At 70.2% G+C, this 26,238-nt stretch carries 20 protein-coding genes and 3 tRNA genes; 10 read left to right on the top strand and 13 right to left on the bottom strand.

Annotated elements, in window-relative coordinates; translation table 11 throughout:
- Window positions 1-219: 219 nt before the first annotated feature.
- Together VF632_RS02340 and VF632_RS02345 are read right to left on the bottom strand one after the other, a co-directional pair.
- Window positions 220-1,197 carry an IS481 family transposase gene (locus VF632_RS02340; protein ID WP_331021233.1) on the bottom strand — a complete coding sequence of 326 codons (978 nt, stop codon included), beginning with the start codon at window positions 1,195-1,197 and terminating at the stop codon, window positions 220-222.
- A 306-nt stretch (window positions 1,198-1,503) separates the two neighbouring features.
- Window positions 1,504-3,081 (bottom strand): hypothetical protein, encoded by a 1,578-nt coding sequence (locus tag VF632_RS02345; RefSeq protein ID WP_331021234.1) that lies wholly within the window; start codon window positions 3,079-3,081, stop codon window positions 1,504-1,506.
- Window positions 3,082-3,280: 199 nt separating this feature from the next.
- Here VF632_RS02345 and VF632_RS02350 point away from each other — a divergent pair.
- From VF632_RS02350 to VF632_RS02375, 6 genes are all read left to right on the top strand, one after another.
- Window positions 3,281-3,351, top strand: a tRNA-Cys gene (locus VF632_RS02350).
- 75 nt (window positions 3,352-3,426) lie between these two features.
- Window positions 3,427-3,499 (top strand) — tRNA-Glu (locus tag VF632_RS02355).
- Window positions 3,500-3,589: 90 nt separating this feature from the next.
- Window positions 3,590-3,664, top strand: a tRNA-Val gene (locus tag VF632_RS02360).
- Between the two features lie 190 nt (window positions 3,665-3,854).
- Window positions 3,855-4,244: a BlaI/MecI/CopY family transcriptional regulator gene (locus tag VF632_RS02365; RefSeq protein WP_331021235.1), complete on the top strand. Its 390-nt coding sequence runs from the start codon at window positions 3,855-3,857 to the stop codon at window positions 4,242-4,244.
- Window positions 4,241-6,463 carry a M56 family metallopeptidase gene (locus VF632_RS02370; protein ID WP_331021236.1) on the top strand — a complete coding sequence of 741 codons (2,223 nt, stop codon included), beginning with the start codon at window positions 4,241-4,243 and terminating at the stop codon, window positions 6,461-6,463. Before VF632_RS02365 ends, VF632_RS02370 begins: the two co-directional genes overlap by 4 nt.
- A gap of 83 nt (window positions 6,464-6,546) precedes the next feature.
- On the top strand, window positions 6,547-7,641 hold the full coding sequence (locus tag VF632_RS02375) for a hypothetical protein (protein ID WP_331021237.1): 1,095 nt from the start codon (window positions 6,547-6,549) through the stop codon (window positions 7,639-7,641).
- 517 nt (window positions 7,642-8,158) lie between these two features.
- Here the strand turns inward: VF632_RS02375 and VF632_RS02380 are convergent.
- The gene (locus VF632_RS02380; protein WP_331021238.1) at window positions 8,159-9,397 is read right to left on the bottom strand and encodes an HD-GYP domain-containing protein; all 1,239 of its coding nucleotides are present in this window, start codon (window positions 9,395-9,397) and stop codon (window positions 8,159-8,161) included.
- On the bottom strand, window positions 9,394-11,451 hold the full coding sequence (locus VF632_RS02385; RefSeq protein WP_331021239.1) for a hypothetical protein: 2,058 nt from the start codon (window positions 11,449-11,451) through the stop codon (window positions 9,394-9,396). The genes VF632_RS02380 and VF632_RS02385 overlap by 4 nt, the downstream gene beginning before the upstream one ends.
- Window positions 11,452-11,827: 376 nt before the next feature.
- Between VF632_RS02385 and VF632_RS02390 the strand changes: the two genes are divergently transcribed.
- From VF632_RS02390 to VF632_RS02400, 3 genes are all read left to right on the top strand, one after another.
- Window positions 11,828-13,339 carry an acyl-CoA synthetase gene (locus tag VF632_RS02390; RefSeq protein ID WP_331021240.1) on the top strand — a complete coding sequence of 504 codons (1,512 nt, stop codon included), beginning with the start codon at window positions 11,828-11,830 and terminating at the stop codon, window positions 13,337-13,339.
- On the top strand, window positions 13,336-13,947 hold the full coding sequence (locus VF632_RS02395; RefSeq protein WP_331021241.1) for a M23 family metallopeptidase: 612 nt from the start codon (window positions 13,336-13,338) through the stop codon (window positions 13,945-13,947). Before VF632_RS02390 ends, VF632_RS02395 begins: the two co-directional genes overlap by 4 nt.
- 319 nt (window positions 13,948-14,266) lie before the next feature.
- Entirely contained in the window at window positions 14,267-14,599 is a 333-nt protein-coding gene (locus VF632_RS02400) for a putative signal transducing protein (protein WP_331021242.1), read from the top strand.
- A 394-nt stretch (window positions 14,600-14,993) separates the two neighbouring features.
- Here the strand turns inward: VF632_RS02400 and VF632_RS02405 are convergent, their stop codons facing one another.
- The 6 genes from VF632_RS02405 to VF632_RS02430 form a co-directional block, all read right to left on the bottom strand.
- Window positions 14,994-15,296, bottom strand: coding sequence for a hypothetical protein (locus tag VF632_RS02405; RefSeq protein WP_331021243.1), 303 nt, complete (start codon window positions 15,294-15,296; stop codon window positions 14,994-14,996).
- An 87-nt stretch (window positions 15,297-15,383) separates the two neighbouring features.
- Window positions 15,384-16,568 carry a pyridoxal phosphate-dependent aminotransferase gene (locus VF632_RS02410; RefSeq protein ID WP_331021244.1) on the bottom strand — a complete coding sequence of 395 codons (1,185 nt, stop codon included), beginning with the start codon at window positions 16,566-16,568 and terminating at the stop codon, window positions 15,384-15,386.
- 157 nt (window positions 16,569-16,725) lie between these two features.
- Window positions 16,726-17,562 (bottom strand): polyphosphate kinase 2 family protein, encoded by an 837-nt coding sequence (locus VF632_RS02415; RefSeq protein ID WP_331021245.1) that lies wholly within the window; start codon window positions 17,560-17,562, stop codon window positions 16,726-16,728.
- A gap of 27 nt (window positions 17,563-17,589) precedes the next feature.
- Window positions 17,590-19,005, bottom strand: coding sequence for an amidase (locus VF632_RS02420; protein ID WP_331021246.1), 1,416 nt, complete (start codon window positions 19,003-19,005; stop codon window positions 17,590-17,592).
- A gap of 505 nt (window positions 19,006-19,510) precedes the next feature.
- Window positions 19,511-20,116 (bottom strand): YdeI/OmpD-associated family protein, encoded by a 606-nt coding sequence (locus tag VF632_RS02425; RefSeq protein WP_331021247.1) that lies wholly within the window; start codon window positions 20,114-20,116, stop codon window positions 19,511-19,513.
- Window positions 20,117-20,140: 24 nt separating this feature from the next.
- Window positions 20,141-20,863: an AAA family ATPase gene (locus VF632_RS02430; RefSeq protein ID WP_331021248.1), complete on the bottom strand. Its 723-nt coding sequence runs from the start codon at window positions 20,861-20,863 to the stop codon at window positions 20,141-20,143.
- 226 nt (window positions 20,864-21,089) lie between these two features.
- Here VF632_RS02430 and VF632_RS02435 point away from each other — a divergent pair, with 226 nt between their 5' ends.
- The gene (locus tag VF632_RS02435; protein WP_331021249.1) at window positions 21,090-22,109 is read left to right on the top strand and encodes a hypothetical protein; all 1,020 of its coding nucleotides are present in this window, start codon (window positions 21,090-21,092) and stop codon (window positions 22,107-22,109) included.
- Window positions 22,110-22,197: 88 nt separating this feature from the next.
- Here the strand turns inward: VF632_RS02435 and VF632_RS02440 are convergent, their stop codons facing one another.
- The 3 genes from VF632_RS02440 to VF632_RS02450 form a co-directional block, all read right to left on the bottom strand.
- Window positions 22,198-22,452, bottom strand: coding sequence for a hypothetical protein (locus VF632_RS02440; protein WP_331021250.1), 255 nt, complete (start codon window positions 22,450-22,452; stop codon window positions 22,198-22,200).
- Between the two features lie 26 nt (window positions 22,453-22,478).
- A complete protein-coding gene (locus VF632_RS02445; protein WP_331021251.1) occupies window positions 22,479-23,759 on the bottom strand; it encodes a hypothetical protein in 1,281 nt (426 codons plus the stop codon).
- Window positions 23,760-23,843: 84 nt separating this feature from the next.
- Window positions 23,844-26,024 carry a GAF domain-containing protein gene (locus tag VF632_RS02450; protein ID WP_331021252.1) on the bottom strand — a complete coding sequence of 727 codons (2,181 nt, stop codon included), beginning with the start codon at window positions 26,022-26,024 and terminating at the stop codon, window positions 23,844-23,846.
- Window positions 26,025-26,238: the final 214 nt, after the last annotated feature.

Here is a 26,238-nt window from a genome sequence, read left to right on the forward strand (position 1 = left end):
CCGAGCGGATCCTCTCGGTCAGCGCCACCTGCCAGCAGCAGAAGGTGCACCCGCTCGACTTCATTGCTCTTTCCATCGCCGCCCTGCGCTCCGGCAACGCTGCACCCAAGCTCCTGGCTGCTGCCACCTGAACGGTTACGCAGCGAATTCATTCGCCCGCGGGCACCGCGCCTCGAGGTTTCGTGTCGCTGCCGCGCCCGGGTTTCTTGGCATCCCAGGCTAGCTGTCAAGACCCGGCAGATTGTGTGGGTCGTTCCGGAAGAGGTCCGGCCTCCTCCGGAACCAGTCCAGGAGCGCGGCTCGCGGGGTGACGTGACCCAGCGCGCGTTGCGGGATGTGGTTGACGTAGACCTCGCGGTACCCGTTGAGCCCGTCGGCCAGCGCCTGCGAAGAGTCGAAGCGCGTACGGGCGAGCTGGTCGGTGATCCGGCCGTTGTAGCGCTCTACCATGCCGTTCGTCTGCGGATGCCAGGGCGGACTGAGACGGTGCTCGATCCCATGGTCGGCACACACGCGATCGAAGACGTGCTTGCCCGTGGGAGCGCGCTCGCGGCCATGCACGAAACGGTCGGAGAACTCGCTGCCGTTGTCGGTGAGCACCTTGGCGATCTTCAGCGGGCACGCCTCGACCAGGCGCTCCAGGAAGCCGGCTGCGGAGGCCGACGACTTGTCCGGCAGGATCTCGTGGTAGACCCAGCGGGTGGCCCGGTCGATGGCCACGTAGAGGTACTTCCGCTTCGGCTCGTCGGGCATCTGCGGCAGGTACTTCACGTCCACGTGGAGGAATCCTGGCTCGTACGTCTTGAAGCGCTTCGACGGTTCTCGCTCCTCCTTGGGCAGGAGTTCGCGCAGCGAGGACACGCCATGGCGGCGCAGCATGCGGTCGAGCGCGGAGCGGCTCATCGTGGGGCAGATGAACTCGCGCACGACCACCAGCAGGTCGTCGATGCCCAGGAGGAGCGTTCGGCGAAGCTCGACGACGATCTCCTCCTGCTCCGGCGCCAGCGTGGACTGGAGTCGATGTGCACGATGGGAGCCGTCTTCGACGGTGTCGCGCCGCCTCCACTTGCGGACCGTGTTGGAGTGGATGGCATAGCGCTTCGCCAGCGCCTCGGTGGTAATCGAGGCGGGGGCAGCCTGGATCTCCGCACGGATGCGCGGAGTGGTACGAGCGTTCTTGTGCAGTGGGACGTTCATGGCACCTCGGCGCCGCACGCGGCTGGAGGGTCGCCGCGGCGACCCTCCAGCCGCGCGGTCAGAACAGATGCAAGCCAAACCCGTGCAGTGAAGATACGAGCTAGGCGTTCCTCACCACAATCGCACGGGACGCGACAGCTAGATCCTTCGGCCCGCACGGGATGGAGTACGGGCGAATTCGGCGCGCTTGGGCCTCTGGATGACAGAGGGTCGGGGCCGCTCGGAGTGCTGCGGTCGCCCATGTAGAAACACCCCCGCGGTCTCTCGGCCGTGGGGGTGTTTGCGTGGTGTCGGTCGGTCGCCTGGTCAGCGCCGCTCCTGGGCGGGAGGCCGCGCGTTGCTGCCGGTCGGCGGGATGGGCAGGGGCGTTGCCGGCGGGGTGCCCGGTGGCGGCGTGGGTGGCGTCGCGGGTTCAGTCGCAGGCGTCGTGGCCACCGGAGCCGGGGCGGTGGTGTCCGCCGGGACCGGTGGGGGCGGGGGAATGCTGTCCGGGCCGGGGAGCAAACCCCGGTGCGGATGGAAGCGGCCGATGATCCGCACCTGGCTGTACGCGGGCGCCTCACCGCTCCCCGCAAAGGCCGAGAGCACGGAAAGGTCGACCTCCACCGGCACGGCGGCCTGCCCCAGCGAGTACGCGCGCAACGTGCTGTACCGCGCGCCGATGCCCGCCGCGTGCGCCATCCACGCGTCGAGAGTCTCCACGGGCGACGGCAGCACGTCGCCCGTGTACGTGGTGGCACCCGCCCGCGTGAACGCGTACTGCCCGGCGAACGAGAGCTCGCGCGTCAGCCGCCAGCGCGGAACCACGTTGAAGGCCAGCTGCGACCCCGGCTCGCGGCGCACCGTGCGCACCGCGGTGTCGGGCGGAAATGGGCGGTCCGCGGCGAACGCCAGGCGCTGGACGTCCGCCGGCAGCAGCACGTCGAAGCTCGCGGAGGCGCTGACCAGCCATCGGCGCGAAAGAAAGAGGTCGTTGAACGCGTCCACGCCCAGGCCGAAGTGCCCGCCGCCCGGCACCAGCTCGGTGCGGAACATCGTGCCGCGCGCTCCCGTGGGAAGGCGGCCGCGCACGCCCACGGACGTTCGCACGGCGCGGCGTTGCACGGTGTCGGGGATGGGCCACCCCGGCGGGCCCGGCGTCAGCAGGAAGCGCGCGCCCACCTGCACGTCGCCGAAGCGGTAGCCCCGGCTATTGGAGAGCGAATCGAACGCGGCCAGCTGCTGGTTCGCCTGCAGGTTGGCGAAGTCCACCGTGGCGGTGGGTAGGTTCAGCGTGTCGGTGCCGCGCTTGCGGAGCAGCGCCTGGAGCGAGTCGCCCAATTGCGAGCCGCGCGTGGGCAGCAGCAGCCCGCCGCCGTAGCCCGCGAGCGCCGAGTCGATGTTGGCGAGCGCGGCGCGGTTCTTCACCGCGTCGGGGTTCAGCCCCACGTTGCCGCCCAGCAGGAACGGCCCCAGTGACGAGACGGCGCGCCGCTCGATGGGCAGCGTGGCAAAGACGGTGATGCGATCGCGCCAGCCGTAGCGCACGGTGAGCGGCACCTGCCGTACGTCGGCGCGCAGCCGAAGCGAGGTGGTGCCCGGATCGAGCGAGTCGGGAAGCGGACTTCCGCCCGTGAGCCTGCTCCACAATTGGCGCGTTCCTACGTTGGCCCGGGCCAGCGAGTCGCCCAGCGCCTGCAGGGCCAGGTCCTGGAACGGCTGGGCGAACTCCGAGCCCAGGCCGTCACCGCCCAGGCGGCGCTGGTAGTGGGTGAAAACGCCGGTTCCGGTCACTTCCAGCTTGCCGCGGGGCAGCACCCACGCATCGGCGTCCTGCGCCGGCGCGGGAACGGCGGCCAGCAGCAGGAGCGCCAGTGCGAACGTGGTACGAAAAGGCAGATTCATCCGCCGGAAACGTTGGTCGGGGTGTGCAGGAAAATCCGCGAAAATCGGCGCGGCTCCGGCGGGGACGCTAGCGCACGCACGGGGCGCTGTCAAACGCACGGGGCCTGCAATCACGCGGGCCCGCGGGGTTGACGGTCCACGGGATGGTACATACATTTGCCGGGCGCTGAGGGTCCCTGCCGGGGCCCTCTCGCGTGCTGGCGCCGTAGCCAAGTGGTAAGGCAGAGGACTGCAAATCCTCCATCCCCGGTTCGAATCCGGGCGGCGCCTCTGGGCAAGGAACGCCCGGCCGGCGGTTGACGATCTCCGGCCAGGCTGTTAGGTTGCAAGGCTCCAACCAGCCACGCCCCGTTCGTCTAGTGGCCTAGGACATGGCCCTCTCAAGGCCAAAACACGGGTTCGATTCCCGTACGGGGTATAGCAGGTTTCTGGAGGGCAAAGGGTCAGGTCCCCGCAGGAAGCAGCCCACCTTCCGGCGCGGGCGCGGATAACCTCCGGCCCGCGATACGGTCGTTTAGCTCAGCTGGTCCAGAGCGCTCGCTTCACACGCGAGAGGTCGTAGGTTCGAATCCTACAACGACCATTGCAGCCCCGCGACATCGCTCAGATGCCGCGGGGCTGCTTGCGTTGTCCCATGTGCCCAACATCCTTCGTTCCGCCTCCGCGTGAGACCCGTTTTTCTTTTGTCTTGACTTTCGGAACGAAGTGCTGAATATTCTGCATGTGCTGATTCTTCCGCACGTGATGCGCCCTCGCCCCTGAGTCCCGCCGGCATGGAAGCCCAGACCCGATCCGAGCTGAGCCGCAGAGAGCGGCAGATCATGGACATCGTCTACCGGCGCGGCAAGGCGACGGCCGCCGACGTGCTCGACGATCTTCCCGATCCGCCGACCTACTCCGCCGTGCGGGCCGCGCTGCGCCTGCTGGAGGAAAAAGGGCTGCTGAACCACGAGATGGACGGCAAACGCTACGTCTATCTTCCCACCACGCCCCGGACGCAGGCGCGCACTACGGCCCTGCGCCACCTGCTGCGGACGTTCTTCAACGGCAGCCCGGAGCAGGTGGTGAACGCGCTGATCGAAGATTCGCAGCCGTCGCCCGCGGAGCTGGATCGCTTGGCGAAGCTGATCGAGCAGGCCCGCAACGGCGAGGAGGGGCAATGACGGATTCGGCACTGTTCCTGGCCGTCGCCGACGCGGCGGTGCGTGGCACCCTGGTGCTGCTGGCCGCGCTGGCCGCCACGGGGCTGATGCGCCGCTCGTCCGCCTCCGCCCGGCACCTGGTGTGGCTGGCGGCGCTGGCCGCGCTCCTTCTTCTGCCCCTGGCGCGCAGCTTCGTCCCGGAATGGCGGGTGCTTCCGCTTCCCACCGCTCCCATCGCCTCGGCGCCCGCGGTTGCTTCCGCGCCTGCTTCGATCGATCAGTCGTCCGCGTCGATCACCTCGTCCGCATCCGGACCGGCTTCCACGGCTCCGGCCGCCGCTGCTGTGCCGGCGCAGCGGTGGTGGGTGTCGATGGACTGGATTCGCCTGGCGCTGATGGTGTGGGCGGCGGGCGTTCTGCTGTTCGGGCTGCGGCTGGCGTACGGCGTCGCGCGCATCCGGTGGATCGAGCGGCGCGCGACGGAGCTGACGGACGACGAGTGGGTGACGCTGACGGACGGCCTGGCGCGGCGCCTTCGCCTGGGGCGCATCGTCCGGCTGCTGCGCGAGCCCGCAGCCACGGTGCCCATGACGTGGGGCGTGTTCCATCCCGTCGTTCTCCTTCCCGCCGAGTCCGACCAGTGGGAGGCCGAGCGGCGGCGCGTGGTGCTGGCCCACGAGCTGGCGCACGTGGGCCGCTGGGACGCGGCCACGCAGTGGATCGCCCACCTCGCACTCGTGGTGTTCTGGTTCAACCCGCTGGTGTGGGTGGCCGCGCGCAAGCTGCGTGAAGAGCGCGAGCACGCCTGCGACGACGCGGTGCTGGCCATCGGCACGCGCGCGGCGGACTACGCCGACCACCTGCTGGACATCGTCCGCAAGCTGGGTTCGTCCAACGGCCCCACCCCCGCGCTGGCGATGGCGCGCCGCAGCCAGTTCGAGGGGCGGCTGCTGGCGATCCTGGACAACGCCGTGCGCCGCAACGGAGTCAGCCGCACGGCCGGGCTGGCTACGGCCGCCGCGGCCCTGGTGTGCATGCTGCCGCTCGCGGCGCTCCGCCCGGCGCCCGCCGCTGAGGTGCCGGTCACGACCGCGGCTCGGTCGACTGATCAGCCGCCGGTTTCGAAGCCGAGAATCGAGACGCCCGGCGTCGCCACGGCGCTGCGCCCGGAGAAGGCGAGTGCGCCATCCACGGTCGCGCCTCGGGTGATCGAGAACGTCGAGCGGCTTTCCGCACCGGCGGCTGAACCCAAGGCACCGGCGCGCGCGCCCGTGGTGAAGGCAGGCAGCAGCGATGGGGATGCGGCGGCCGTGCTTCGCGAGGCCATCGGCCGGGGCGATCCCGGGCTGTACACCGAGATCATCCGCGCGGCCGAAGACATCAAGTCTGCCTCGGCGCGGCGGATGGTGCTGACGGGGCTGCTGGAGAAGAGCGACCTCAGCGCGGCGAACATCTCCGGGATCGTGGCCGCGACGCGCACGATGGACTCGGACCTGGAGAAGCGCATCGTCCTCACCGCCGTCACCGAGCACCGCACCTTCCGGGCGAGTGGCTCGCTGCCTCCGGCGATGGCCTCGGCGCTGGAGTCGTTCTCGTCGTCGCTGGAGCAGCGCATCGTCATCACCGGGCTGTGGGAGGCGCGGCGCTGGGACACGCCCTCGCTGGCCGCCATCTTCCGCGTGGTCGCGAGCGTCGACTCGGACCTGGAGCGCCGCATCATCCTTACCGGCGCGGCGGCGCGGCAGACGGTGCAGGGAAGCGCGCGCGACGCGTACCTGGCCGCCGCGCGCTCCATCGACAGTGAATTGGAGCGCGGGCTGGCGCTGAACGCGCTGACTTCGAACTCGTCGACGCGCGCCGCGCCCACGGGCTCGCGGTCCTCCACTGGGAGCCGACGCTCGGGCACCGTTGCAAGCGCGCCGCGCAACGCCTCGGGTGAGGGGCAGTGGGACAGCGAAATCGAACTCAGCGGGCTGCGCAACGGAAAGCCGTGCGACGTGGAAATCCACGCGAGCAAGGTGATCTTCAGAACGGCGCGGTCCGACATCCGCCGCATCCTTCCGGGTGGGCGGCTGCACCTGGAGCGGCGCTACGACGGGCACGTGCACATCGTCCGCGGGGTTCCGGGCGAGGGCGGGCGGCCGGTGTTCACGTATACGGTCGACGGACAGCAGCGCCCGTTCGAAGCTGAGGGCCGCGCGTGGATGAACGCATTCATCCGCGAATACACGGGAGTCTGAGCTACACGGTCGCCGGGCCGCGCGCCCGGCGTTTCGTTGCCATCAAGTGCTGATTTTTCACCCCTTTGCGCTGGAGAACGACCATGATCCGTACACTTTCCCTCGCCGCCGCGCTGCTGCTGGCCGTTCCCGCCTGCGCGCAGCGCCACGAACGTAGCGAGCAGACGCACATCGTCCAGGAGCACAACGGCCAGCGGCTGGAGGTGCGCATGCGCGGCGACGTGGAGATCAACGACGACGGCAACTGGGTGCAGCGCGTGAGCCCCGGCGGCAGCCTGATGGTGGAGGAGCGCAGCCGGGGGACCACGCGCCGCGTGGACTTTACCCCCGGCCAGGGTGGACGCGTCGACGTTCGCTACCGGGTGGACGGACGCGAACGGCAGATGGATGCGCGCGGGCGCGAGTGGGCCAGCGCGGCGATCCTGCAGGCGGTGCGCGGCAGCGGCCTGGGCGCGCGCGAGCGGGTGGCGCACCTGCGCCAGCGTGGCGGCGTGCCCGCCGTGCTCCAGGAGGTGGGCCGGATGCGGGGGGACGCGGCGCGCCGCGCCTACTACCAGGCGCTGCTCGGCGGCCAGCCGCTTTCCCCGGCCGACATGTCGCGGGTGATGGCGGACGTCGATCGCAGGATGGACTCGGACTCGGAGCGGCGGATCGTCCTTGTCCACGCGATGGAGCACGCGCGCGGCGAGGGTGCCATGCGAGCGATCCTGGACGCGGCGGGCGGGATGGATTCCGACATGGAGACGCGCATCGTCCTGCATCACGCGCTGGAGCGGGGCCGGCTACCTGCAGGCGCCCAGCAGGCATTCTTCGGCGCCGTGGACGGGATGGACAGCGACATGGAACGGCGGATCGTCCTTACCCGCTGGCTTGAGCGCGGCGGAACGGCGGAGGCGGCGTTCTTTCGCGCGCTGGACGGCATCGACAGCGACATGGAGCGCCGGATCGTGCTGACGCAGGCACTCCGGGGCTCGCCCAGCGAGGCATCCACCGTCGCCGCCCTGCACTCCGCCGCGCGGATGGATTCGGACCTGGAGAAGCGGATCGTGCTGTCGCAGGTGCCGGCGAACCATCTCCGCAACCAGCGTGTGACCGCCGCCTACCGCGCGGTGGTGGACCGGATGGACTCCGATCACGAGCGCGCCATTGCCCTGCAGCGGCTGGCGCGCGGCAACTGAACCGCGGGTTCCGATCGAACGAGTGAAGGGGGAAGGGAGCCAGTGTGGGGCTGCTCCCAAACTGTCGGTGCGCAAAGGCTTGTCATCCTGAGCCCCAGGCGCGCCGGACCGGCCCGGAGTACGAACTTCGCGGGGCGAAGGATCTAGCCTGGGGCACCTTGAAACCTGGGCGCGGCAGCGGTCACCGTTGCCGAGGCCTCGGCTGCCGTGGGGCCCTCACCCCGCCGCGCTGACACGCGTGCGACCCTCTCCCACAAACAGCGTGGGAGAGGGGGTACACCCCAGTTGAGTGGCGTTTCGACTTAGGCCGGCGCATGCCTCGGCCGCCCCCCATCCCCAGCCCTTCCCCCGCAAACCCCGCGGGGGAAGGGGCCAGTGTGGCGCTGCTCCCAAGCTGAGGTCGCGCAGCAGCCTGTCATCCTGTGCGCTCCCAAACCAATGATGCGCAAAGGCTTGTCATCCTGAGCCCCAGGCGCGCCGGACTGGCCCGCAGCACTCACTTCGCGGGGCGAAGGATCTAGCCTGGGGCACCTCCAAGCGTCGGCGCGGCAGCGGTCACTGATCCCGCGGCCTCGGCTCCCCCGGCGGTGACCGGCGCGCGGACGGGCTGGCGCTCGTCTTCGAGCACGGCGAAGCGCTGCTCCCACTGCCTCATCATCTGGACGAACGAGGCGGCCACCCCGGGATCGAACTCCGTTCCCGCGCGCTCCTCAATGTACGTCAGAACCTTTTCCGCCGGCCACGCCTCGCGATAGGGACGGTGGGTGCGCAGCGCGTCGTACACGTCGCAGACGTGGGCCAAGCGGCTCGCCGAGTGGCAGCTTCGGCAGTAATGGAGCGCCGGATAGCCCCCGCCGTCGTGCATGATGTGGTGCTCGTACGCCACCACCGCCGCCATGTCCAGGTTGCGCTCGGTGTCCAGCAGCACCCGCGCGCCGTCGATCGGGTGGCGGTTGATGATCGCCCGCTCCTCGGGCGTCAGCTTGCCCGGCTTGTTCAGGATGTCGCGGGGAATGCGCACCTTACCAATGTCGTGAAGCAGGCCGGCCACGCCGAACGCGCGGATGTCCGACTGCGGATAGCCCAGGAACTCGGCCATCGCCATCGTGAGCACCGCCACGTTCATGGAGTGCGTGGTGGTGTACTCGTCGTGCGTGCGCAGCCGCAGCAGCGGCAGGATCATCTGCTGGTCGCCGTGCATGGCCACGGAAAGTGAGCGCACCACCGCCTCGGCTTCGGCCAGCGGCACCGGGCGCATCTGCTCCACCTCGTCGTGCATCCAGCGGATGGCCTGCACCTCGTCCGCCAGCGAGTAGTCCAGCGTGGCCGTCAGCGTCTCCACCGGGGCCGTCTCGCCCCGCACCCCCACCGCGCCCATGCGGATGCGCGACGGCCGCATCTGCCGGGCTTCCGGCGAGTCCATCACCTGCAGCGTCAGGCGCGCCAGGATCTCCTCCAGCAACGCCTCCAATTCGTCGCGCGACACCCGCTCGTCGAACTCCAGCCGCTGCATTCCCGCGGCGACCAGCCGGCCGCTCCACTCCCAGTTGCGCAGCTCGCCCAGCGGCGTGGAACCGTGCACCACCTCGTCGCCCAGGAATGTGAACGACTGCCGCGGCTGGGCCCCCTGCAGGTCTGCGAGCGGCTGGTAGGCGGCGTCCAGCGCCCGCTCGCGCGCGGGGTGTCCGTCCCCGTACAGCGCCAGCGTGGCGATGGCCTGCGCCATCCCGGTAAGAAAACGTACGGCGTCGCTCATGGGGCGGCGGGCGAAGCGGTGAGCAGGCGAAGCATCTCGGGATGGCCGGAGCGCCGGGCGGCGTCCAGCACGGGCTTGGCGGCTGGATGCTGAGGCCAACCGCGGCCCAGGGCGGCGATGGCGGCCAGCACTTCGGGGGTGGGATGTGCCAGGCGCACGCGGCCCAGCAGGGTGCGTCCCGCGCTGGCCACGCGCACCAGCGTGGCGACGGCGATCGGCTCACGCGAGCTGCCCAATACGCGAGCCGCCAGCGCGCGCACCTCCGGCTCGGTGGCGGGGTCGTCGATGCGCCGGCACACCAGCGGAAGCACCGGCGCCGGGCACGCGTCGGCACAGTCGGCCAGCGCCACCCGCAGCACCTGCGTGTCGGGGTCCGTCAGCGCCAGCCCCAGCACGCGCTCGCGGTCGCCGCCCAGCCGCAGCGCCGCCTTGAACGCCTCGCGCCGCACCCGCTCGTCCTCATGGCGCAGGAACGGCGCGGCGGAGAACCCGTCCGGCGCCGCGCCGATGCCGGCGATGATGGAAAGCAGGTTGCGGATCAGGTACCAACGATCGTCCGCCATCCGCCGGCCGATCTCCGGGAGCGCCGCCGGGCCCAGCGCCACCAGGCGGGCCACGGCGGCCCGCCGGACCGTGCGGCTTTCCGACTCCGCCAGCTCGTCCAGCAGGGCAGGGGCGGCGTCCGCACCCGTGCGCGCCAGCACTGCGTCGAGCGCGGCGGAGGCGTCCCCGCCTTCGCGCAGCAGCTTGCGCACGCCGTCGGGGCGGCACGCGTACGCCCATCCCGCCTCCACCAGCTCGCCTTGGCCCGGCGCGTCGCACAGCAGCTGCACCACCCGGTGCAGCTGGCCGGCCGCCTCCATCCGCTGGACCGCCGCCCAGACGGTGGGGCCGTTGCCGCCCACCTCCAGCGCCGTTTCCAGGATGCGTTCGGGCTCGGGAGAGTTGGGGCCGGGGAGCAGGTCGATGATCCCGGCCAGGGTCGTCGACAGGCCGTCCAGCACGCGGGTGTAGGCCTGCGGATTGGGATCGGCCAGCCCCCAGCCGCCCACCAGCGCCTCCACCTGCTCGCGCAGGGCCGCGTCGGCCGCGGCCCGCGTGGCGCCGGCGGGTTCGCCCGCGTGGGTGGCCAGCTTGTTCAGCAGGCGGACGAGCGAGCTGGAGATGGTCTGCCCCTCGCTCTCGGCCGCGATCTCCACCAGGCGCACGACGGCGTCGCTGGCGAACCCGTGGCTGGCATCCAGGAGAAAGCGGCGGCGCTGTGCCCCATCGCCGCCCATTTCCAGCAGGCGCTTGATGGTGGCCGGGTTCAGCCGCCCCAGCATGTCCGACATGCGGCGCCGCACTTCGGCCGAGCCGCGCCCTCCCTCCGCCCGCAGCTCCTGCGCAAGCTGAAGCAGGTAGCCCACGATCACCTGGTCGTACGCCACGGCGTGAGCGTTCTGCTCGATGGCTCTCGCCACCACGGCGGGCTCGGGCGTCTCGTCCGTGTCCGTTCCCGACGCCAGGGCGGCCCGGGCCAACCCCACCCACAGCTGCGCCGCGCGGACGCCGGCGGTGGCGTGCCCGTCGTCCGTGGCGCCGTCGCCGGTCAGCTCCAGCTGCGCGTACGACAGCGAATGGAGGCTGGCGTGGGGCCACGCCTCGTTGCCCCATTCGCGCGGCGGGCGTCCGGGCTCCGTTTCGCGGGCCAGGAAGCAGAGGAACGCCGACACCTCGTCCACATCCAGCCCGCGCCGGAGCGTGACGGCGCCCACGCGGTGGCGGTGGAGGCGGTCCGCCAGCCCGCTCAGCACCGGGTTGCTCTCGTCCGTCGCCACGCCCTCGATCACCAGCTGCCGGCGCGCAACGCCGAACGAAAGCGAGGCGCGGTCCAGCAGCACCGTGTCCAGCCGGCGCACCACGCCCTCGGCGGAGCGCGCCAGGAACGGATGCCCCGGCGGATAGACGCCGTGGTGCTGCAGCGCGATGGCCAGCTCGACGAGAAAGTTGGCGAGTCCGCGCGAAAGTGCCACGCGGTCGCCGGGCGGCGACGCCGCCACGGGATGGTTCATGGGGATGGAACGAGGGTGTTTGCAATGGAAAGATGAAAGGAAAATCCCGCGTTGACAACCCCGGTTTTACAAGGCGCCGCCTGGAGAACCCGCCCCGTTTCAACGGGCCATTCCTTTGCTGCCGACACGCACGATATACGGACTTCCGGCGCATTCGTCCGTTGGTGTGCGGGAGGCGCCGCAGGCTGGAGAAAATCGCGGGACTCCCCCCGCGCGTTCCCTGTGATGCCACGCTCATGATCCGCCACATCTCACCCTGGCCGATCCGACCCGTGCGGAAGCCGGAACGCGGGTGCTCCGCCGGCGTCTGCGTGCGCGGAGAAGGTCTGCGGCCTACATTGCGGAGCAGGTCACCTCCACCCGCCCCCGCCCGCCCATGCAGCTCGAATCCGCCGATCCGCCGATCGTCTCGCAGGCACGCGCCCACGCCGCGCGCACGGCCGTCGTGGCGCCCGAGGGCCGGTTCACGTACGCGGACCTGCTCGACGCGTCCGCGCGCGTGGCTTCGGCGCTGCTGGCCGGGGCGGACGATCTGCGCGAGGCGCGCGTCGCGTTCCTGGCGGCTCCGGGATGGCACTACGTCGCGACGCAGTGGGGCATCTGGCGGGCGGGCGGCATCGCCGTTCCCCTCGCCGTGTCGCATCCCCCCGCCGAGCTGGAGTACGTGGTGCAGGATGCCGACGCGTCCATCGTGGTGGCGGACGGCGGTTTCGCGGAGGTGCTGCGCCCCATCGCCGAGCGCAACGGGCGGCGGTTCGTGGAGAGTGCGGATGCGCTCGCCGCTGATCCCGTGGCGCTGCCCGGGGTGGACGAGGCGCGCCGGGCGATGATTGTCTACACCAGCGGCACGACGGGAAAGCCCAAGGGCGTGGTGACCACGCACGCCAACCTGCGTGCGCAGGTGACCACGCTGGTGCAGGCGTGGGAGTGGTCGGCCGACGATCGCACGCTGCTGGTGCTGCCGCTTCACCACGTACACGGCATCGTCAACGTGCTCTCGTGCGCCCTGTGGTCCGGCGCGGCGTGCGAAATCCTGCCGCGCTTCGATGCGGACGAGACGTGGCGGGCCATCGAGAGCGGGCGGCTGAGCCTGTTCATGGCCGTTCCCACCGTCTACAACCGCTTGATCACCGCGTACGACCAGGCTCCGCCCGAGCGCCAGGCGCGCATGGCCGAAGGCTGCCGGCGGATGCGGCTGATGGTGTCGGGCTCCGCCGCGCTGCCGGTGCAGACGCTGGAGCGCTGGCGGCAGATCAGCGGGCACGTGCTGCTGGAGCGGTACGGGATGACGGAGATCGGCATGGCACTCGGCAACCCGCTGCGGGGCGAGCGCCGGCCGGGGTTCGTCGGGCTGCCGCTGCCCGGCGTAGCCGTGCGGCTGGTGGACGACGAGGGCGGGGAAGCGCCGCCCGACACGCCGGGCGAGGTGGAAATCGGCGGTCCCAGCGTGTTCCTGGAGTACTGGCGCCGCCCCGCGGCCACGGCCGAGGCGTTCCGCGACGGCTGGTTCCGCACCGGCGACGTGGCCGTGGTGGAAGACGGCTACTACCGTCTGCTGGGCCGCCGCAGCGTCGACATCATCAAGACGGGCGGATACAAGGTCTCGGCGCTGGAGATCGAGGAGGTGCTGCGCACGCACCCCGCCATCGCCGAGTGCGCCGTGGTGGGCGTGGACGATCCCGACTGGGGCGAGCGCATCTGCGTGGCGGTCGAGGCGGCGGATGGGTCGGCCGTGGCGCTGGATGAGCTGCAAGGGTGGGCGCGCGACCACCTGGCGCCCTACAAGCTGCCCCGCGACCTGCGCCGGGTAGATGCGCTTCCGCGGAACGCGATGGGCAAGGTCATGAAGCCCGAGGTGGCGAAACTGTTCGCGGCCGGTGGCGGATGAAGATCCCGCGCATCACCCTGCGCGCCGCCGTGATCGGCGTGGCGCTGGCGGAGGTGGCGCTGATCGTGGGGCTGGCGATCTACCTGGCCGCCGCCGACCGGGTGCTCACGATCGGGTTTCCGACACGGGAAAGCCTGGTGGTGCCCGTGGCGGATGCGGCGGGGCTGACCGTTCCGGTCGCGGGGGTGCTGCGGAGCGAGTTGAAGGACACGTACGGTGCCGCACGTTCCGGCGGCCGGTTGCACAAGGGTGTGGACATCTTTGCGAAGCAGGGCACGCCCGTCGTCGCCGCCGCGGAGGGCGTAATCGTGAAGCGCGATTCCAACGCGGTGGGCGGGATTTCGGTGTACCAGCGGGGCACAGACGCGCGAACCATCTACTACTACGCCCACCTTCACGGGTATCGGCCGGGCCTCAAGGAAGGGGACCTCGTGCGCCCGGGCGACGTGATCGGGTACGTGGGGAGCACCGGGAATGTCACGGGCTCACCGCACCTCCATTTTTCGATCCACACGGTGACGGACCCGAACCGCTGGTGGAAGGGCCGCGACCTGAACCCCTTCGATCTCCTGGTTCCGCACGGGGCTCAGCCCGCCAAGAAAAAGTAAGCGGCGATGCGCAAACCGAGGGGCACCAAGAGCTCCGCTGGCACGATTCCGGCTCGCCACGCCGACCACAGTGGGACATAATCCGTGGTGCCGTGTAACTGCGTCCGGGAAGGGGGAAGTTCAAATGCAACCTGGGCGAGAATGGCAACGGGCCGTCGCGAGGTGCGATGTGCACCGGGCAAAGGCGAATGGCTTGTCCAGCGGGCGATGTGCGGACAGTCTGGCGGTGGGTGAATGCGGGAGCCGCCGTCTGCGATCTTGACGACGGTGAGACCGTTTTGATGCAGGCCAATGAGATCGAACCAAAACGGGAGGCACGATGAGCGATGAATCAGCAAATGGATACGACGCCCGCGCGGACGAATGGGTGGTGGTGCGCAACTGCGGTTACATGCATGAGGCCGAGCTGATCGTCGCCATGCTGGACGCAGAGGGGATCGATGCCTTCATCCCCGACGCGCAGATGGGCGGCGGCGTCGGGCTCACCGTGCTAATCCAAGGTGTTCGCGTGCTCGTCCGCGCGTCGGACCTGGAGGAGGCGAACGAAACGCTGCTCGTCTGGGATGACGAGGCCATCTCGGACGGCGAGGAAGACTTCGCGGACGATGATATTGGGGAGAGTGGGGAATCGGTCGACGACTTCCCGGAGTGATGATGTGGCCCGTAAGGACCGACTAGCTGCGCGCTGATTCCGCGTGCGTGGGTGAGGGCCCCACGGCAGCCGAGGCCTTTGCATCCGTGACCGCTACCGCGCCAAGGCTTGTTTCGTGGTTCAGGCTAGATCCTTCGGCCCGCGAGGCATGGGGTACGGGCAGGTTAGGCGCGCCTGGGCCTCAGGATGACAGGGTGTTGTGCGTCAATCCGTTGCAGGCGCACGGAAGGCGCGCGAAGCAGGTGTGGCCGAAGCGCGAGCGAATTCTCCCTTTCCCCTGCGAAGCGGGGGAGAGGGCCGGGGAGAGGGGGCTCCCGCGGCATGCGCAGGCAGCTTGTCGAACCCCGACCGAAGTTCTCCCCTCTCCCGGCGCAGTTTGCCGGGGGAGGGGCCCTTACGCCCCCGGCAGAAACCGCGAGCGCGCAATCAGTAGCGCATCCTGCGTCGCGTCCGCGGAGCCTGAGGCCATCGCCTCGGCCGCGCAGGCCAGGGCCTCGGCGAACTGCTCCTGGATGGGCGCGGGAATGCCCGACAGGTCCCACCCCGTCCTCCATTCCTCGTTCTGCAGCGCGGTCCGCACTTCATCCGTCCGCCCCTCGTTCAACGCCACCAGCAGCCCGTCCACCCACTCCACCAGGCTCGCCGAGCCCCCGGACCCGGGGAACACCGGCTCGTCGTTCTCCAATCCATCCGTCACGATACTCTCCGAGGCTCGGGCGTAGGCAGGCGCACAGGAGCAGCGGAAGCCCTCCGCGCCTCCGCTTGATTCAAAGTCGTTCCGCGATCAGGCGAGCTTCGCCAGCCGCTCTACCGCTCCGAGCAGCGTCTCGTCTTTCTTGCAGAAGCAGAAGCGCACCTGCTTCGCCCCGTCTTCCGGGCGGTGGTAGAAGCTGCTGCCGGGCACGCACGCCACGCCGATGTCGCGCACCAGGTGCATGGCGAACTCCACGTCGTTCCCGAACCCGAACGCGCTGATGTCCGTCATCACGTAGTACGCGCCCTCGGGCCGCGTTACGCCGAAGCCGGCCTTTTCCAGCGCGGGAAGGAACAGGTCCAGCCGCGCCTGGTAGTCGGCGCGCAGCTTGTGGTAGTACTCCGTCGGCAGCGACAGCGCGAACGCCCCCGCCGCCTGCAGCGGGGCCGCCGCGCCCACGGTAAGGAAGTCGTGCACCTTGCGGATGGCGCTGGTGATCTGGGGCGGGGCGATGCAGTAGCCCACGCGCCACCCGGTGACGGAATAGGTCTTCGACATGGAGTTCACCGTCCGCTCGCGCATCCCCTCCAGCTGCGCCATGCAGATGTGCCGCGCCGGCGTGCCGTCGGCGTGCGAGTAGAGGATGTGCTCGTAGATCTCGTCGGTGATGCACAGCACGTCGTGCTCGCGGCACAGTCCGGCGATGAACTCCATCTCCTCGCGGGTGAACACCTTGCCCACGGGGTTGTTGGGGTTGCACAGGATGATGGCCCGCGTGCGTCCGGAAAAGGCGGCGCGCAGCTCGTCGCGGTCGAAGCTCCAGGTGGGCGCGTACAGCTTCACGTACACCGGGCTGGCGCCGGACAGGATGGCGTCGGGGCCGTAGTTCTCGTAGAACGGCTCGAAGACGATCACCTCTTCGCCGGGGTTCACCGTGGCCATCAGCGTGGCGATCATGGCCTCGGTGCTGCCGCAGGTGACGGTGATCTCGCGCTCGGGATCGATCTCCATCCCCAGGTGCCACGCCGTCTTCTGCGCCAGCGCCTGCCGGAAGTCGCGGGCGCCCCAGGTGATGGCGTACTGGTTGACGTCCGCCGCGATGGCGTCCATCGCCGCCTGCTTGATGGCCTCCGGCGCGCCGAAGTCGGGAAAGCCCTGCGCCAGGTTGATGGCGCCGTACTTCATAGCCTCGCGCGTCATCTCGCGGATGACGGACTCGGTGAAGCGGCTGGCCTTGTCGGATACGTGCGACGCGGAGCGGGTGGAGACGGTCATCGGAAGAGGTGCGGGTGTGGAAGTTCTGGCCGCCCGCGCACGGGCGAATGAATTCGCTGCAACGAATACACGAAGTCCACCTTCGTGGACTGGCCTGCCGCGGGTGCGCCGAAAGCCGTGTGGCGCGCCGTGGGTTCCGCTGTTTCTCCGCGTGAGACTACTGCGCGTTCAGCGCCTCGCGATACGTACGCAACTCCGCCACGCGGGCGGCGCTCATGGCGTCCAGCGCCGCCCGCCAGGTGGGGACGTGCTGGCGCAGGGTGCCGGCCAGCACTTCGGCGATGGCCAGGTTGCGGAACCACTTCTTGTCGGCGGGCACCACGTACCAGGGCGCGTGCGGCGTGCTGCAGTTGCCGATGGCGTCCTCGTACGCGCGCTGGTAGTCGTCCCAGTACTGCCGCTCGCGCCAGTCGCTGGCGCTGAGCTTCCACGCCTTGGTGGGGTCCTGCTCGCGCTCCATCAGCCGCTTCTCCTGCTCGTCCTTGCCGATGTGCAGAAAGAACTTGAGGATCAGGGTGCCGCTGGCGGCCAGCATCTGCTCGAACTGGTTGATCTGCTCGTAGCGCGCACGCCACACCTCTTCCGGAACGAAGCGGTGCACGCGGGCGATCAGCACGTCCTCGTAGTGCGAGCGGTTGAAGACGCCCAGCATGCCCTTGCCCGGCGTGACCTTGTGGACGCGCCAGAGGAAGTCGTGCGCCAGCTCCTCTTCGGTGGGCACCTTGAACGACTCCACGCGGCACCCCTGCGGATTGACGTTCATCAGCACGCCGCGGACGGCGCCGTCCTTTCCGCTGGTGTCCATCCCCTGCAGGATCATCAGCACGGAGTGGGTGCCGGCAGCGTACAGCAGCTCCTGCAGGCCGGCAAGCTCCGCGTTGAGCGCCATGAAGCGCTCCTGGCCCTGGGCCTTGCCGACGCCACCGGTGTCGCGGGGATCGATGGCGCCCAGCGACACCCGGGTGCCCGGCTCGATGCGGTGCGCGTAGCTCAAGTCGCTGGTCTCGCGGAAGGAGGTCCGTCAGGCGCCCGCCACCAGCGGCGGGCGCGGGATCGGCCGCACCCGCTGCACGATGCCGGCCATCGCCAGCGCGCGCTCCTCGCCCCGCGGCGGCGCCACGATCTGCAGCCCGACCGGCATCCCGTCCGCGTCCAGCCCCGCGGGGACGGAGGCCACGGGAAGCCCCGTCAGGCTCAGCACGAAGGTGGGGGCGATCCAGTCCACGTACGTCTCCATCTCCCGCCCGCCGACGGTCTGCGGATAGTTCTCGACCACGGGGAAGGGGGGGACGGCCATCGTGGGCGTCAGCAGCACATCGTACTCGCGGAACAGCTGCCGGAAGCGCTCCCAGATGCGCCGCCGGGCCTGCTCGGCCGCGCCGATCTCCTCCGTCGTTACCGCCAATCCCGCGCGGATGTTGTTGGCCACGTTGGGGCCAAAGTGCTCCAGCTTGTCCAGGTGCGGGTGGAGCTGCGAGACGAACCACAGCCCGCGCAGCGCCAGGAACGCCTTGCGCCCGTAGGCCAGGTCCAGCTCGATCTCCTCCACCGTCGCGCCCGCGTCGCGCAGCGCGAACGCGGCCTCGCGGCACACGCGCTCCACGCCGGCGTCGATGCCGATGCCCGCGATGTCGGGGCAGTAGGCGATCCGCATCCCCCGGGCGTCTCCCTGGCGGACGGCGGAAACGAAGTCGCGCCCCTCCGTGGGCTGGGCGAGGGGCGCGCGGTCGCTGGCGCCGGCCACGGCGCCCAGGGCGAGCGCCACGTCCTCCGCTGAGCGGCCCATCACCCCGGTGACCTGCATGGGGTCCCACATGAAGTCCTGCGGCACGGTGGGCACCAGGCCCACCGATGGCCGCAGCCCCACGATGCCGCAGAACGACGCGGGAATTCGCAGGCTTCCGCCCAGGTCCGTGCCCTGCGCCAGGGCGAACATTCCAGTGGCCAGCCCCGCCGCGCCGCCGCCGGTGGATCCGCCCGCGCTGCGCTCGGGGTTCCACGGGTTGCGCGTGCGCCCGAAGACGGGGTTGAAGGTGTTGCCCCCCGCGGCGAACTCCGGCGTGTTCGTCTTGCCCAGGATCACCGCGCCGGCCGCGCGCAGCCGCTCCACGACGAGCGCGTCCTCGTCCGGCACGAAGTCGGTGAACAGCGGCGATCCGTAGGTGGTGCGCACGCCGGCCACCTCCGTCACGTCCTTGATCCCCACCGGCACCCCCGCCAGCGGGCCCACGTCCTCGCCGGCCGCAATCCGCCGTTCCAGCGCCGCCGCATCGTTGCGCGCGCCGGGATTCAGCGTCACAACGGCGTTGATCTCACCGTTGTGCCGCTCCACCTGGGCCATGCACGCGTCCAGCACCTCCACGGGCGACACCTCGCGCGTGCGGACGCGGCGCGCCAGCTCGTGCGCGGGAAGAAAAGCGAGCGAATCGTCTGGCATCGGTTTGCCTTTAGTGGGTGCAGTGCGTTTACTTGATCGTTTCGGCAGCCAAGCCGAGAACTCCCACGATGAGAGCCACCCAGATCGGGATCAAATAAGTCCATCTCTCACTCCGTCTCACCTGACGGTCATGCAGCTCGATAGCAGCTGCGAGCAGACTATCTACGTGGGCGCCATCCAACGCGGGATGATTCTGAGTATCTGCCTCACGCTTTCTTACATGACGCGATATTAAGGAGACTCGGTGATCTCCGGACGGCTTCACACGGAAGAATTCCGGGTGCTCTTTAGCCATCTCAGTCCACGATTTACCGGATCGAGGCCCCGCCTCAAGTTCTGATCGGAGTCCTTCCTCGCTGCGGTGCGTCGCATCATCAAGCGCCAACACTTGGATGAGGGCAAGCACATCCGCCAGTCTATGAGGGTGTAAATATTCCTGTTCGCGACGACTGAACCCCAGCATCCTGCCTCCAAGCATCAAGATTTTTTAAAAGAGGAAATGGAGTTACTTGCGTTCGTACTTCCAGTTGCGCGACTTGCCCTCGGCGATCCACTCGAGGGCCTGGCCGATCCGGCGCTGGCGGGTGGCGTCGCTCTTGGCGTCGGCGATCCAGTCGGCGTATTCGCGCTTGTTGCTGGGGCTGAACTTTTCGAACGCGGCCTGCGCCGCCGGATTGCCGCGAAGGGCGTCCATCAGCGCGTCGGGCACCGCCAGCTCGGGCTTGCTTCCCGTCTTGCGGGCCTTGGGCGGCTGCACGCCCTCCTCGTTCAGCTTCATCGCCGTGTGGATGTAGCGGGTCAGGAGCTCGTCCGACGGCAGGTCGTCCACGGACGTGATGCGCCCAAAGTGGCCCATGGCGTCGCGCGCGTGGTCGCCGCCCTGCTCCAGGATCAGCGAGCCCTTCCACAGCCCGAACGCGCAGTGCTGCTTGAACGAGGCCATGCTGCACAGCATTCCCTGGTACATGAAGTGGGGAAAGCTCCACTTCACCGTTTCTTCCACCGTGGGGCAGGCGGTGTGCACCACCTCGCGCAGGTGCCGCAGAATGGCCTGCGCAAACGGGGCAGACTTGTCGATGTACTGGTCGATGCGCGGGTCTCGGGTGCCCATGGCCGATTGCGGTGGATGGATCGTTCAGCTGAACAGCTGCGACAGCATGCGCTCGCGGTTCTGCAGGAACTCGCGCGTGATGAAGTAGTGCTCCGTCTCCTCGTAGTCCACCCGGCGGATGCCGTCCTCGTCCAGCAGCAGGATGTCGGCGCCCGGATAGCCCATCAGGATGGGCGAGTGGGTGGCGATCAAGAACTGGCTCTGCTCGCTGACCAGGTCGTTGATGCGGGTGAGCACGGACAGCTGGCGTGAGGGCGAAAGCGCCGCCTCGGGCTCGTCCAAAATGTAGAACCCGGCCCCGAACAGGCGATCCATGAACACGGCTAGGAACGACTCGCCGTGCGACTGCTCGTGAAGCGACTTTCCGCCGTACCAGCCGGTCATGTCCAGTTTGTCGACCTCCGTGGCCACGTTGTAGAAGCTTTCGGCGCGCAGGAAGAAGCCGTCGCGCGCCCGCTTGGTCCCGCGCGTCAGCCGCAGGTGCTCGTGCAGGCCGCTTTCCGACGGGCGCGTGGCAAACATCATGTTGCGGCTGCCGCCCTCGGGGTTGAAGCCCCACGACGAAGCGATGGCCTCCAGCAGCGTCGACTTCCCCGAGCCGTTTTCGCCAACCAGGAAGGTCACGGGCGACCTGAACTCCAGCTCGTCCAGCCCCCGGATGGCGGGAAGGGAGAACGGGTACTCGTCGAACGAGGGCACCGTCGCGCGCCGGAGCGAAACCTCGCGCAGGTAGAGGGTGGTCTGCACGGCTACCCCCGAGGCTGGCTGGCGAGCAGCGTGCCGGCGAGGGGGGTCGAAGGTGACGTGGGAGCGGGCACGTCGTCTGGTGAGTGCGGGTGGCGTTGGCCTGGGTGGACGATGTGCCCGCAAGATGGCTCTGGCCCCCGCGCGCGGCAACATCCTTGCGCAGATCGACCAGGCCGGCGCGCGCGCAAACCGCGGCCGGCAGCAGAAACACGTTCCAAGGGCACCGATGAACAGGATCGCACTCACGCTCGCGGCGGCCGTTGCGCTATCCGCGAGTTCCTTCGCGGGCGAAGCGCTCGCGGCGCCGTCCCCATTGGGAGTCCAGCAGCAGGGCGGCGGCAAGGGCAAGCAGGGCGGGGAAGCAGAGGCCGGCCGCGGCGGCCAGACCGAGTCCCGTGCCCGCGGGGGCAGCGCGCAGCGGCAGGAGGGCCGTGGCCGCGCGGATGCGGATGCGGATCGCCCGGCCCGTGAGCGCGGCAACCAGGCCGACCGCACGGAACGGAGCCGCGCATCCACCCGGCGCGATGGTGAGGAGCGGGGCAACAGCTCCGCGCGGACCGAGCGCCGGGGCTCGGGGAATGGAAACTCGTCCGCGGCGGGACGCGGCTCGTCGACCAATCGCGAGTCCGCAGCGCGGGGCCGCACCTCCAACCGCTCGGGAACGAACGCGCTGCAGAACGCGCTTTCCCGCGGCCGGACGCGTGGCTTGGCGGCGGACGCGGTGAACGTGCTCACCACCAACGGCCGCGTCCGCCTGCAGAACCGCCGCGGCGACGTGCTGATGGACATGGACGAGAACCGCGCGCGCGAGCTGGGCAACTGGCAGCTCCGGCGCATGGGAGACCGCCAGCCGAGCGCCAACGCGCCCGCGTTCTGCCGCAGCGGGGCGGGTCACCCGGTGCAGGGCCGCGAGTGGTGCATGGACAAGGGGTTCGGGCTGGGCAGCCGCTCGGGGACGCTGTGGAGCCGCGGCACCATCGAAGACGTGGTCTTCCGCCGCCGCACGGACGCGGACCGGCTGGACCGCGGCGGGCTCGCCGGTGTGCTGGGCGACATCGTGTTCGGCCGTCTGGCGCTGCAGTCCGTGGCGCTGGGCTACGACCAGCCGCTGATGGGCGTGTGGGTGGCGCAGCCGGACGGCCCGCGCATCCTGCGCGTGCGCTCGGGCGAGTACGAGGTGGCCGAGTTCGTGGACCGCGACCGCGACGACCGCGTGGAAGTGCTGTACGTCGTGCAGCCCTTCTGATCCACGGCCGCACCTCGATGGACGAACGCCCCGGCCGGTTGGACGGGGCGTTCATCGTTTCCATGGAGGCCGCCAGCGCGGGGAGGGATCAGGGCTCGGATCGACGGGTGAAGCGGCGGTATGCCCAGGTGATGAGGGCCACGAGCGCCCCGCCCGCGGCCGCGGCGGCAAGGCTGGCGAGCAGGACCACGAGCCCCACCACCACCCAAGCTCCGGGCGTGGCCCCGGTGACGTCGGAGTCGGAGTGGAGGGAGAGGACCGCGAAGGCGATGGTTCCCAGGAAGCAGAACGCGAGCAGGCCGGCGATGGTGGCCCCGATCCGGGTGGCGCGATCCAGTTGCATCCGTGGCGCGTACTGTCGAAGAAGGGTCAGCGATCGAGGCGGAACTTGACGACCTGGTGGCGGTTGCGGAACGCCGCGATCACCTCGTCGTGGTCGGTGACGGCAAGGCCGAACACCACTTCCTGCCCTCCGAACTCGCCGACGTAGTGCCCCGCCGCATCGAACACGCGGATGCCGCGGCCCAGGTCGCTCACGAGCACCCGTCCGCGTCCGTCGATGGCGATGCCCTCCGGCGATGGGGTGCTCTCCGGCCCCTCGCCGGGTCCGCCGAACCGGTCCACGAACCGGCCGTCCGGGGCCAGGTGGTACACCTCGTCCGACCAGCGGTCCAGCACGTATACGTCGCCCGTGCCCGCGACGGCCACCCGCTCCGGCGACGCATCATCGCCAACCGCCTGGCGCAGGTCGATGGTCCGCCGCACGGCGCCGTCCCGGCCCAGGTGTGCGATCTGGGACGTGCCCGCGACGGCCCACATCGTTCCGTCCAGCGCCAGCGCAACGTCGGAGTAGCTCGTCATCCGGCTAGGGCGGGGAAGCTCACCCAGCAGCTTGCCTGTCGCTCCCTCGTACCGCCGGATGCGGCCGTACTGCACCACGTAGACGGTGCCGCCGCGGTCCGCCTCCAGGTCCACCAGCGGCATCTTCGGATCGGCTATCCACTGCGTGACGAACGCGCCCGCCGAGTCGAATACCTGCACGCGGCCGCCCTGGTACTCGGCCACGTAGATCCGCCCGGCCCCGTCCACCGCCACGCCGCGCGCATCGGTGAACCGCCCGGCGCCCGTGCCCTCGCTCCCGAACCGCAGCACCTCGTCCGCAAACGCGGGGGGCGCGGACGGCCCGGGAGCGACCGCGCCCACCGGATCGCGGGACTCCTGCGCCGCGGGTGGCGTGGTCGTCTCCTCCCCGGCGCGGGACAGGCGCCAGATCATGACTGCGCCCACAATCACCAGAAGGAGCATCACCGCGCAGCCGACGGCGGACCCCTTGCCGCTGGGCGGGAGCGGCACCGTCCCCGCCGGCTGCCCGGCCGCGATGCGGTCGACCGCATCCACGGATTCCTTCAGCCCCGCGCCGAACCGCTCGCGGTACAGCTTGACCGCCTGAATCCGCTGGCCCGCGCGCAGCAGGGCCACGATGTCGCCGACGTCGTCCGCGCGAGGATCGTTCGTGGCGGCTTGCGTGCCCTGGGGACGTTCGGAGAGCAGGACGGCGACACCGCAGTACGGGCAGCGGGACGTGGCCGCGTGCTGCGCGGGAATCTCCAGTGGCGCAGAGCAGGCGGGACAGCGCAGGGTCGTGGGCATGGCGGGCGGGAGCGCGGTCGTCGATTCGGCGCGGGAGAGGATCTTTGGACGCTGCCGCACCCCGCGCAAGTGCGGCAGTCGGCCTCAGGCGGCGGGGAGCGCCAGGGTGAACGTGGTGCCCCGGCCCAGCTCGCTCATCACCTCCACCCGCCCGCCGTGCGCGTCGGCGATGCCTTTGACGATGGAGAGGCCCAGCCCCACGCCGCGCCGGTCGGCGGTGTTGGCCTGCCAATAGCGGTCGAACAGGCGCTCCACCTGCTCCGGCGCGATCCCCGTACCCGTGTCGGCGACGGAGAACCGCACCTCGTCGCCCTCCGAATCCACCGACACCGTCACGCTGCCCCCTGCGGGAGTGAACTTCAGCGCGTTGCCGATGAGGTTTCCCAGCGCCTGCAGCACGCGGTCGCGGTCGGCGTTCACCCGCGCCTCGGCGTCCATCTCGCCGCGAACCAGCGAGATCTTCTGATCCGCGGCCACGATGCCGGACAGCTCCACCGCCTCGCCCGCGATGGACGCGGCCTTGTGGGGCTCGCGGTGCAGCGAAAGGCGGCCGCTCTCGATGTGGGTGATGTCCAGCAGGTCCTGGATCAGCCGGTTGGCGCGCTCGGCGGCGCGGCGGATGATGGCCAGCTGCTTCCGTTCCATGTCGCGCCCTTCCGCCGGGATCACGTCCAGCAGGAACGACGAGCTCATGAACACCGAGTGGATGGGGTTGCGCAGGTCGTGTGAAACCACGCCCAGCATGTCGTCGCGGGCGCGGGTGGCGCGCCGGGCCGCGTCGTACAGGCGGGCGTTTTCCAGCGCCATGGCGCCGCGGCGGGCCAGCTCGTCCGCCACCGACACGTCGGCCTCCTCGAACGGCGGGCGCGAGGCGCAGCGGACGAACGTCACCGTGCCCAGCATGGCCTCGCGCGAGCGGAGCGGCGCCACGATCAGGGAACGCAGCACCAGCTCGCGCATGATCTCGGCGTGCTCCGGCGCGCGGCTGGCGCGCACGATCCACTCGTCGTCCACCTCGCGCACCAGCAAGGCCTCGCCCGAGGCGATCACCTGTGCCTGCGGGCCGTCGTCGTCCAGCGCCGGCGGAAAGTGGCGCGCGCGCTCGAGCAGCACCGACGCCCCCTCGCTGGCGTGCGACCAGGCCGCGCGCCGCATGGCGGGGCCCTCGATCAGGTCTACCACCACCATCTCGGCCAGCTGCGGCACCGCCATCCGGCCAATGGCCTGCAGCGTCTCGTCCTCGTCCAGCGAGGCCGAGAGCAGGCGGCCGGACTCGGCCAGCAGCTGAAGCCCCTCGGTGGCGCGCTTCTGCTCGGCGATGTCGGTAAAGCGCACCACGGCGCCCACCGTCTGCCCGTCGCGGTGCACCGGCGACGACGCGTACGCCACTGCCAGCGGCGTCCCGTCCTTGCGCCACAGCACCTCGCCCGATACATGGACGGGCATTCCGGAGCGCGCGGCGCGCGAGATGGGGCACGCGTCGTGGGGGTACGGGGTGCCGTCGGGATAGGAATGATGGAAGAGCTCGTGCGCGTTGCGCCCCACCATCTCTTCCGGCGCAAAGCCCAGCAGCTGGGCCGCGGCGCGGTTGGCGAACAGGATGACCCCGTCGCGGTCCACCGTGTAGACGCCGTCCGTGGTGGCGTCCAGCAGCTCCTGGTGCTCGCGATGGACACGCTCCAGCTCCCGGGCCGCGCGGCGCGAGGTTTCCAGCGCCAGCCGCAGCTCGATCTCGCGCTGCGCCGAAGCGCCCAGCTGCGTGAGCACCTCCACGTCGTCCTCGCTCCACGCGCGGGGGTGGTGGTCGATGGCGCACAACGAGCCGATGGGCTGGCCTTCGAAGAAGATGGGAACGCCCAGGTAGGCGCGAACGCCCAGCGCATCCACGGTAGGCACCTCCCGGTAGGCCGGGTGCTCGTGCGTGTCGGGGATCACCAGCGGCCCGGGGGCGTCCGCCACCGTGTAGTGGCAGAAGGTGCGGCCGTGCATCTCGCGCTCCGTCCCCAGCGGCTCGCCGAACCCGCACGCGGCCTTGTAGAAGTCGCGGTCCTCGTCCACCAGTGCCATGAACGCGGCTGGAACGCGCAGGAGGCGCGCGGCCAGCTGGGTCAGCGCGTCGAACGCGGGCTCCGGGGGCGAGTCCAGCAGCCCGGTGGCGTCGACGGCCGCCAGGCGCTCCGGCGCCTGGACCACCGCGTCCACTTCGGACCGGGGCTGCGGGTCGGGCAGGGGCTGGGGGGAGCCGGCGGGCGGCGCATCCGTCATGTCGAAGCGATCGTCGAGCGAGTGTTGAGGCAGGTTTCGCCGCCGCGGGCCTGCGCAAGAACCGCGCGCGGTGGAGTATGGATTTTGCCCCGCCCCGCCCGCAACCATCCAAAGAGAACGGCCATGACCGACGGCGGCAACATCGATCCACAGGAACGGCTGGACCTGGAGATCCGCGGGTCCGTGGAGCCGGAGCAGGGCGCCATCCGCGGCG

The organism is Longimicrobium sp., assembly GCF_036388275.1.
Classification (GTDB): Bacteria; Gemmatimonadota; Gemmatimonadetes; order Longimicrobiales; family Longimicrobiaceae; genus Longimicrobium.

Excerpts from the sequence above, each read along its gene's own strand:
- VF632_RS02340 (WP_331021233.1), bottom strand. The coding sequence starts at position 1,197 with ATGAACGTCCCACTGCACAAGAACGCTCGTACCACTCCGCGCATCCGT.
- VF632_RS02345 (WP_331021234.1), bottom strand. The coding sequence starts at position 3,081 with ATGAATCTGCCTTTTCGTACCACGTTCGCACTGGCGCTCCTGCTGCTG.
- VF632_RS02365 (WP_331021235.1), top strand. The coding sequence starts at position 3,855 with ATGGAAGCCCAGACCCGATCCGAGCTGAGCCGCAGAGAGCGGCAGATC.
- VF632_RS02370 (WP_331021236.1), top strand. The coding sequence starts at position 4,241 with ATGACGGATTCGGCACTGTTCCTGGCCGTCGCCGACGCGGCGGTGCGT.
- VF632_RS02375 (WP_331021237.1), top strand. The coding sequence starts at position 6,547 with ATGATCCGTACACTTTCCCTCGCCGCCGCGCTGCTGCTGGCCGTTCCC.
- VF632_RS02380 (WP_331021238.1), bottom strand. The coding sequence starts at position 9,397 with ATGAGCGACGCCGTACGTTTTCTTACCGGGATGGCGCAGGCCATCGCC.
- VF632_RS02385 (WP_331021239.1), bottom strand. The coding sequence starts at position 11,451 with ATGAACCATCCCGTGGCGGCGTCGCCGCCCGGCGACCGCGTGGCACTT.
- VF632_RS02390 (WP_331021240.1), top strand. The coding sequence starts at position 11,828 with ATGCAGCTCGAATCCGCCGATCCGCCGATCGTCTCGCAGGCACGCGCC.
- VF632_RS02395 (WP_331021241.1), top strand. The coding sequence starts at position 13,336 with ATGAAGATCCCGCGCATCACCCTGCGCGCCGCCGTGATCGGCGTGGCG.
- VF632_RS02400 (WP_331021242.1), top strand. The coding sequence starts at position 14,267 with ATGAGCGATGAATCAGCAAATGGATACGACGCCCGCGCGGACGAATGG.
- VF632_RS02410 (WP_331021244.1), bottom strand. The coding sequence starts at position 16,568 with ATGACCGTCTCCACCCGCTCCGCGTCGCACGTATCCGACAAGGCCAGC.
- VF632_RS02420 (WP_331021246.1), bottom strand. The coding sequence starts at position 19,005 with ATGCCAGACGATTCGCTCGCTTTTCTTCCCGCGCACGAGCTGGCGCGC.
- VF632_RS02425 (WP_331021247.1), bottom strand. The coding sequence starts at position 20,116 with ATGGGCACCCGAGACCCGCGCATCGACCAGTACATCGACAAGTCTGCC.
- VF632_RS02435 (WP_331021249.1), top strand. The coding sequence starts at position 21,090 with ATGAACAGGATCGCACTCACGCTCGCGGCGGCCGTTGCGCTATCCGCG.
- VF632_RS02440 (WP_331021250.1), bottom strand. The coding sequence starts at position 22,452 with ATGCAACTGGATCGCGCCACCCGGATCGGGGCCACCATCGCCGGCCTG.
- VF632_RS02445 (WP_331021251.1), bottom strand. The coding sequence starts at position 23,759 with ATGCCCACGACCCTGCGCTGTCCCGCCTGCTCTGCGCCACTGGAGATT.
- VF632_RS02450 (WP_331021252.1), bottom strand. The coding sequence starts at position 26,024 with ATGACGGATGCGCCGCCCGCCGGCTCCCCCCAGCCCCTGCCCGACCCG.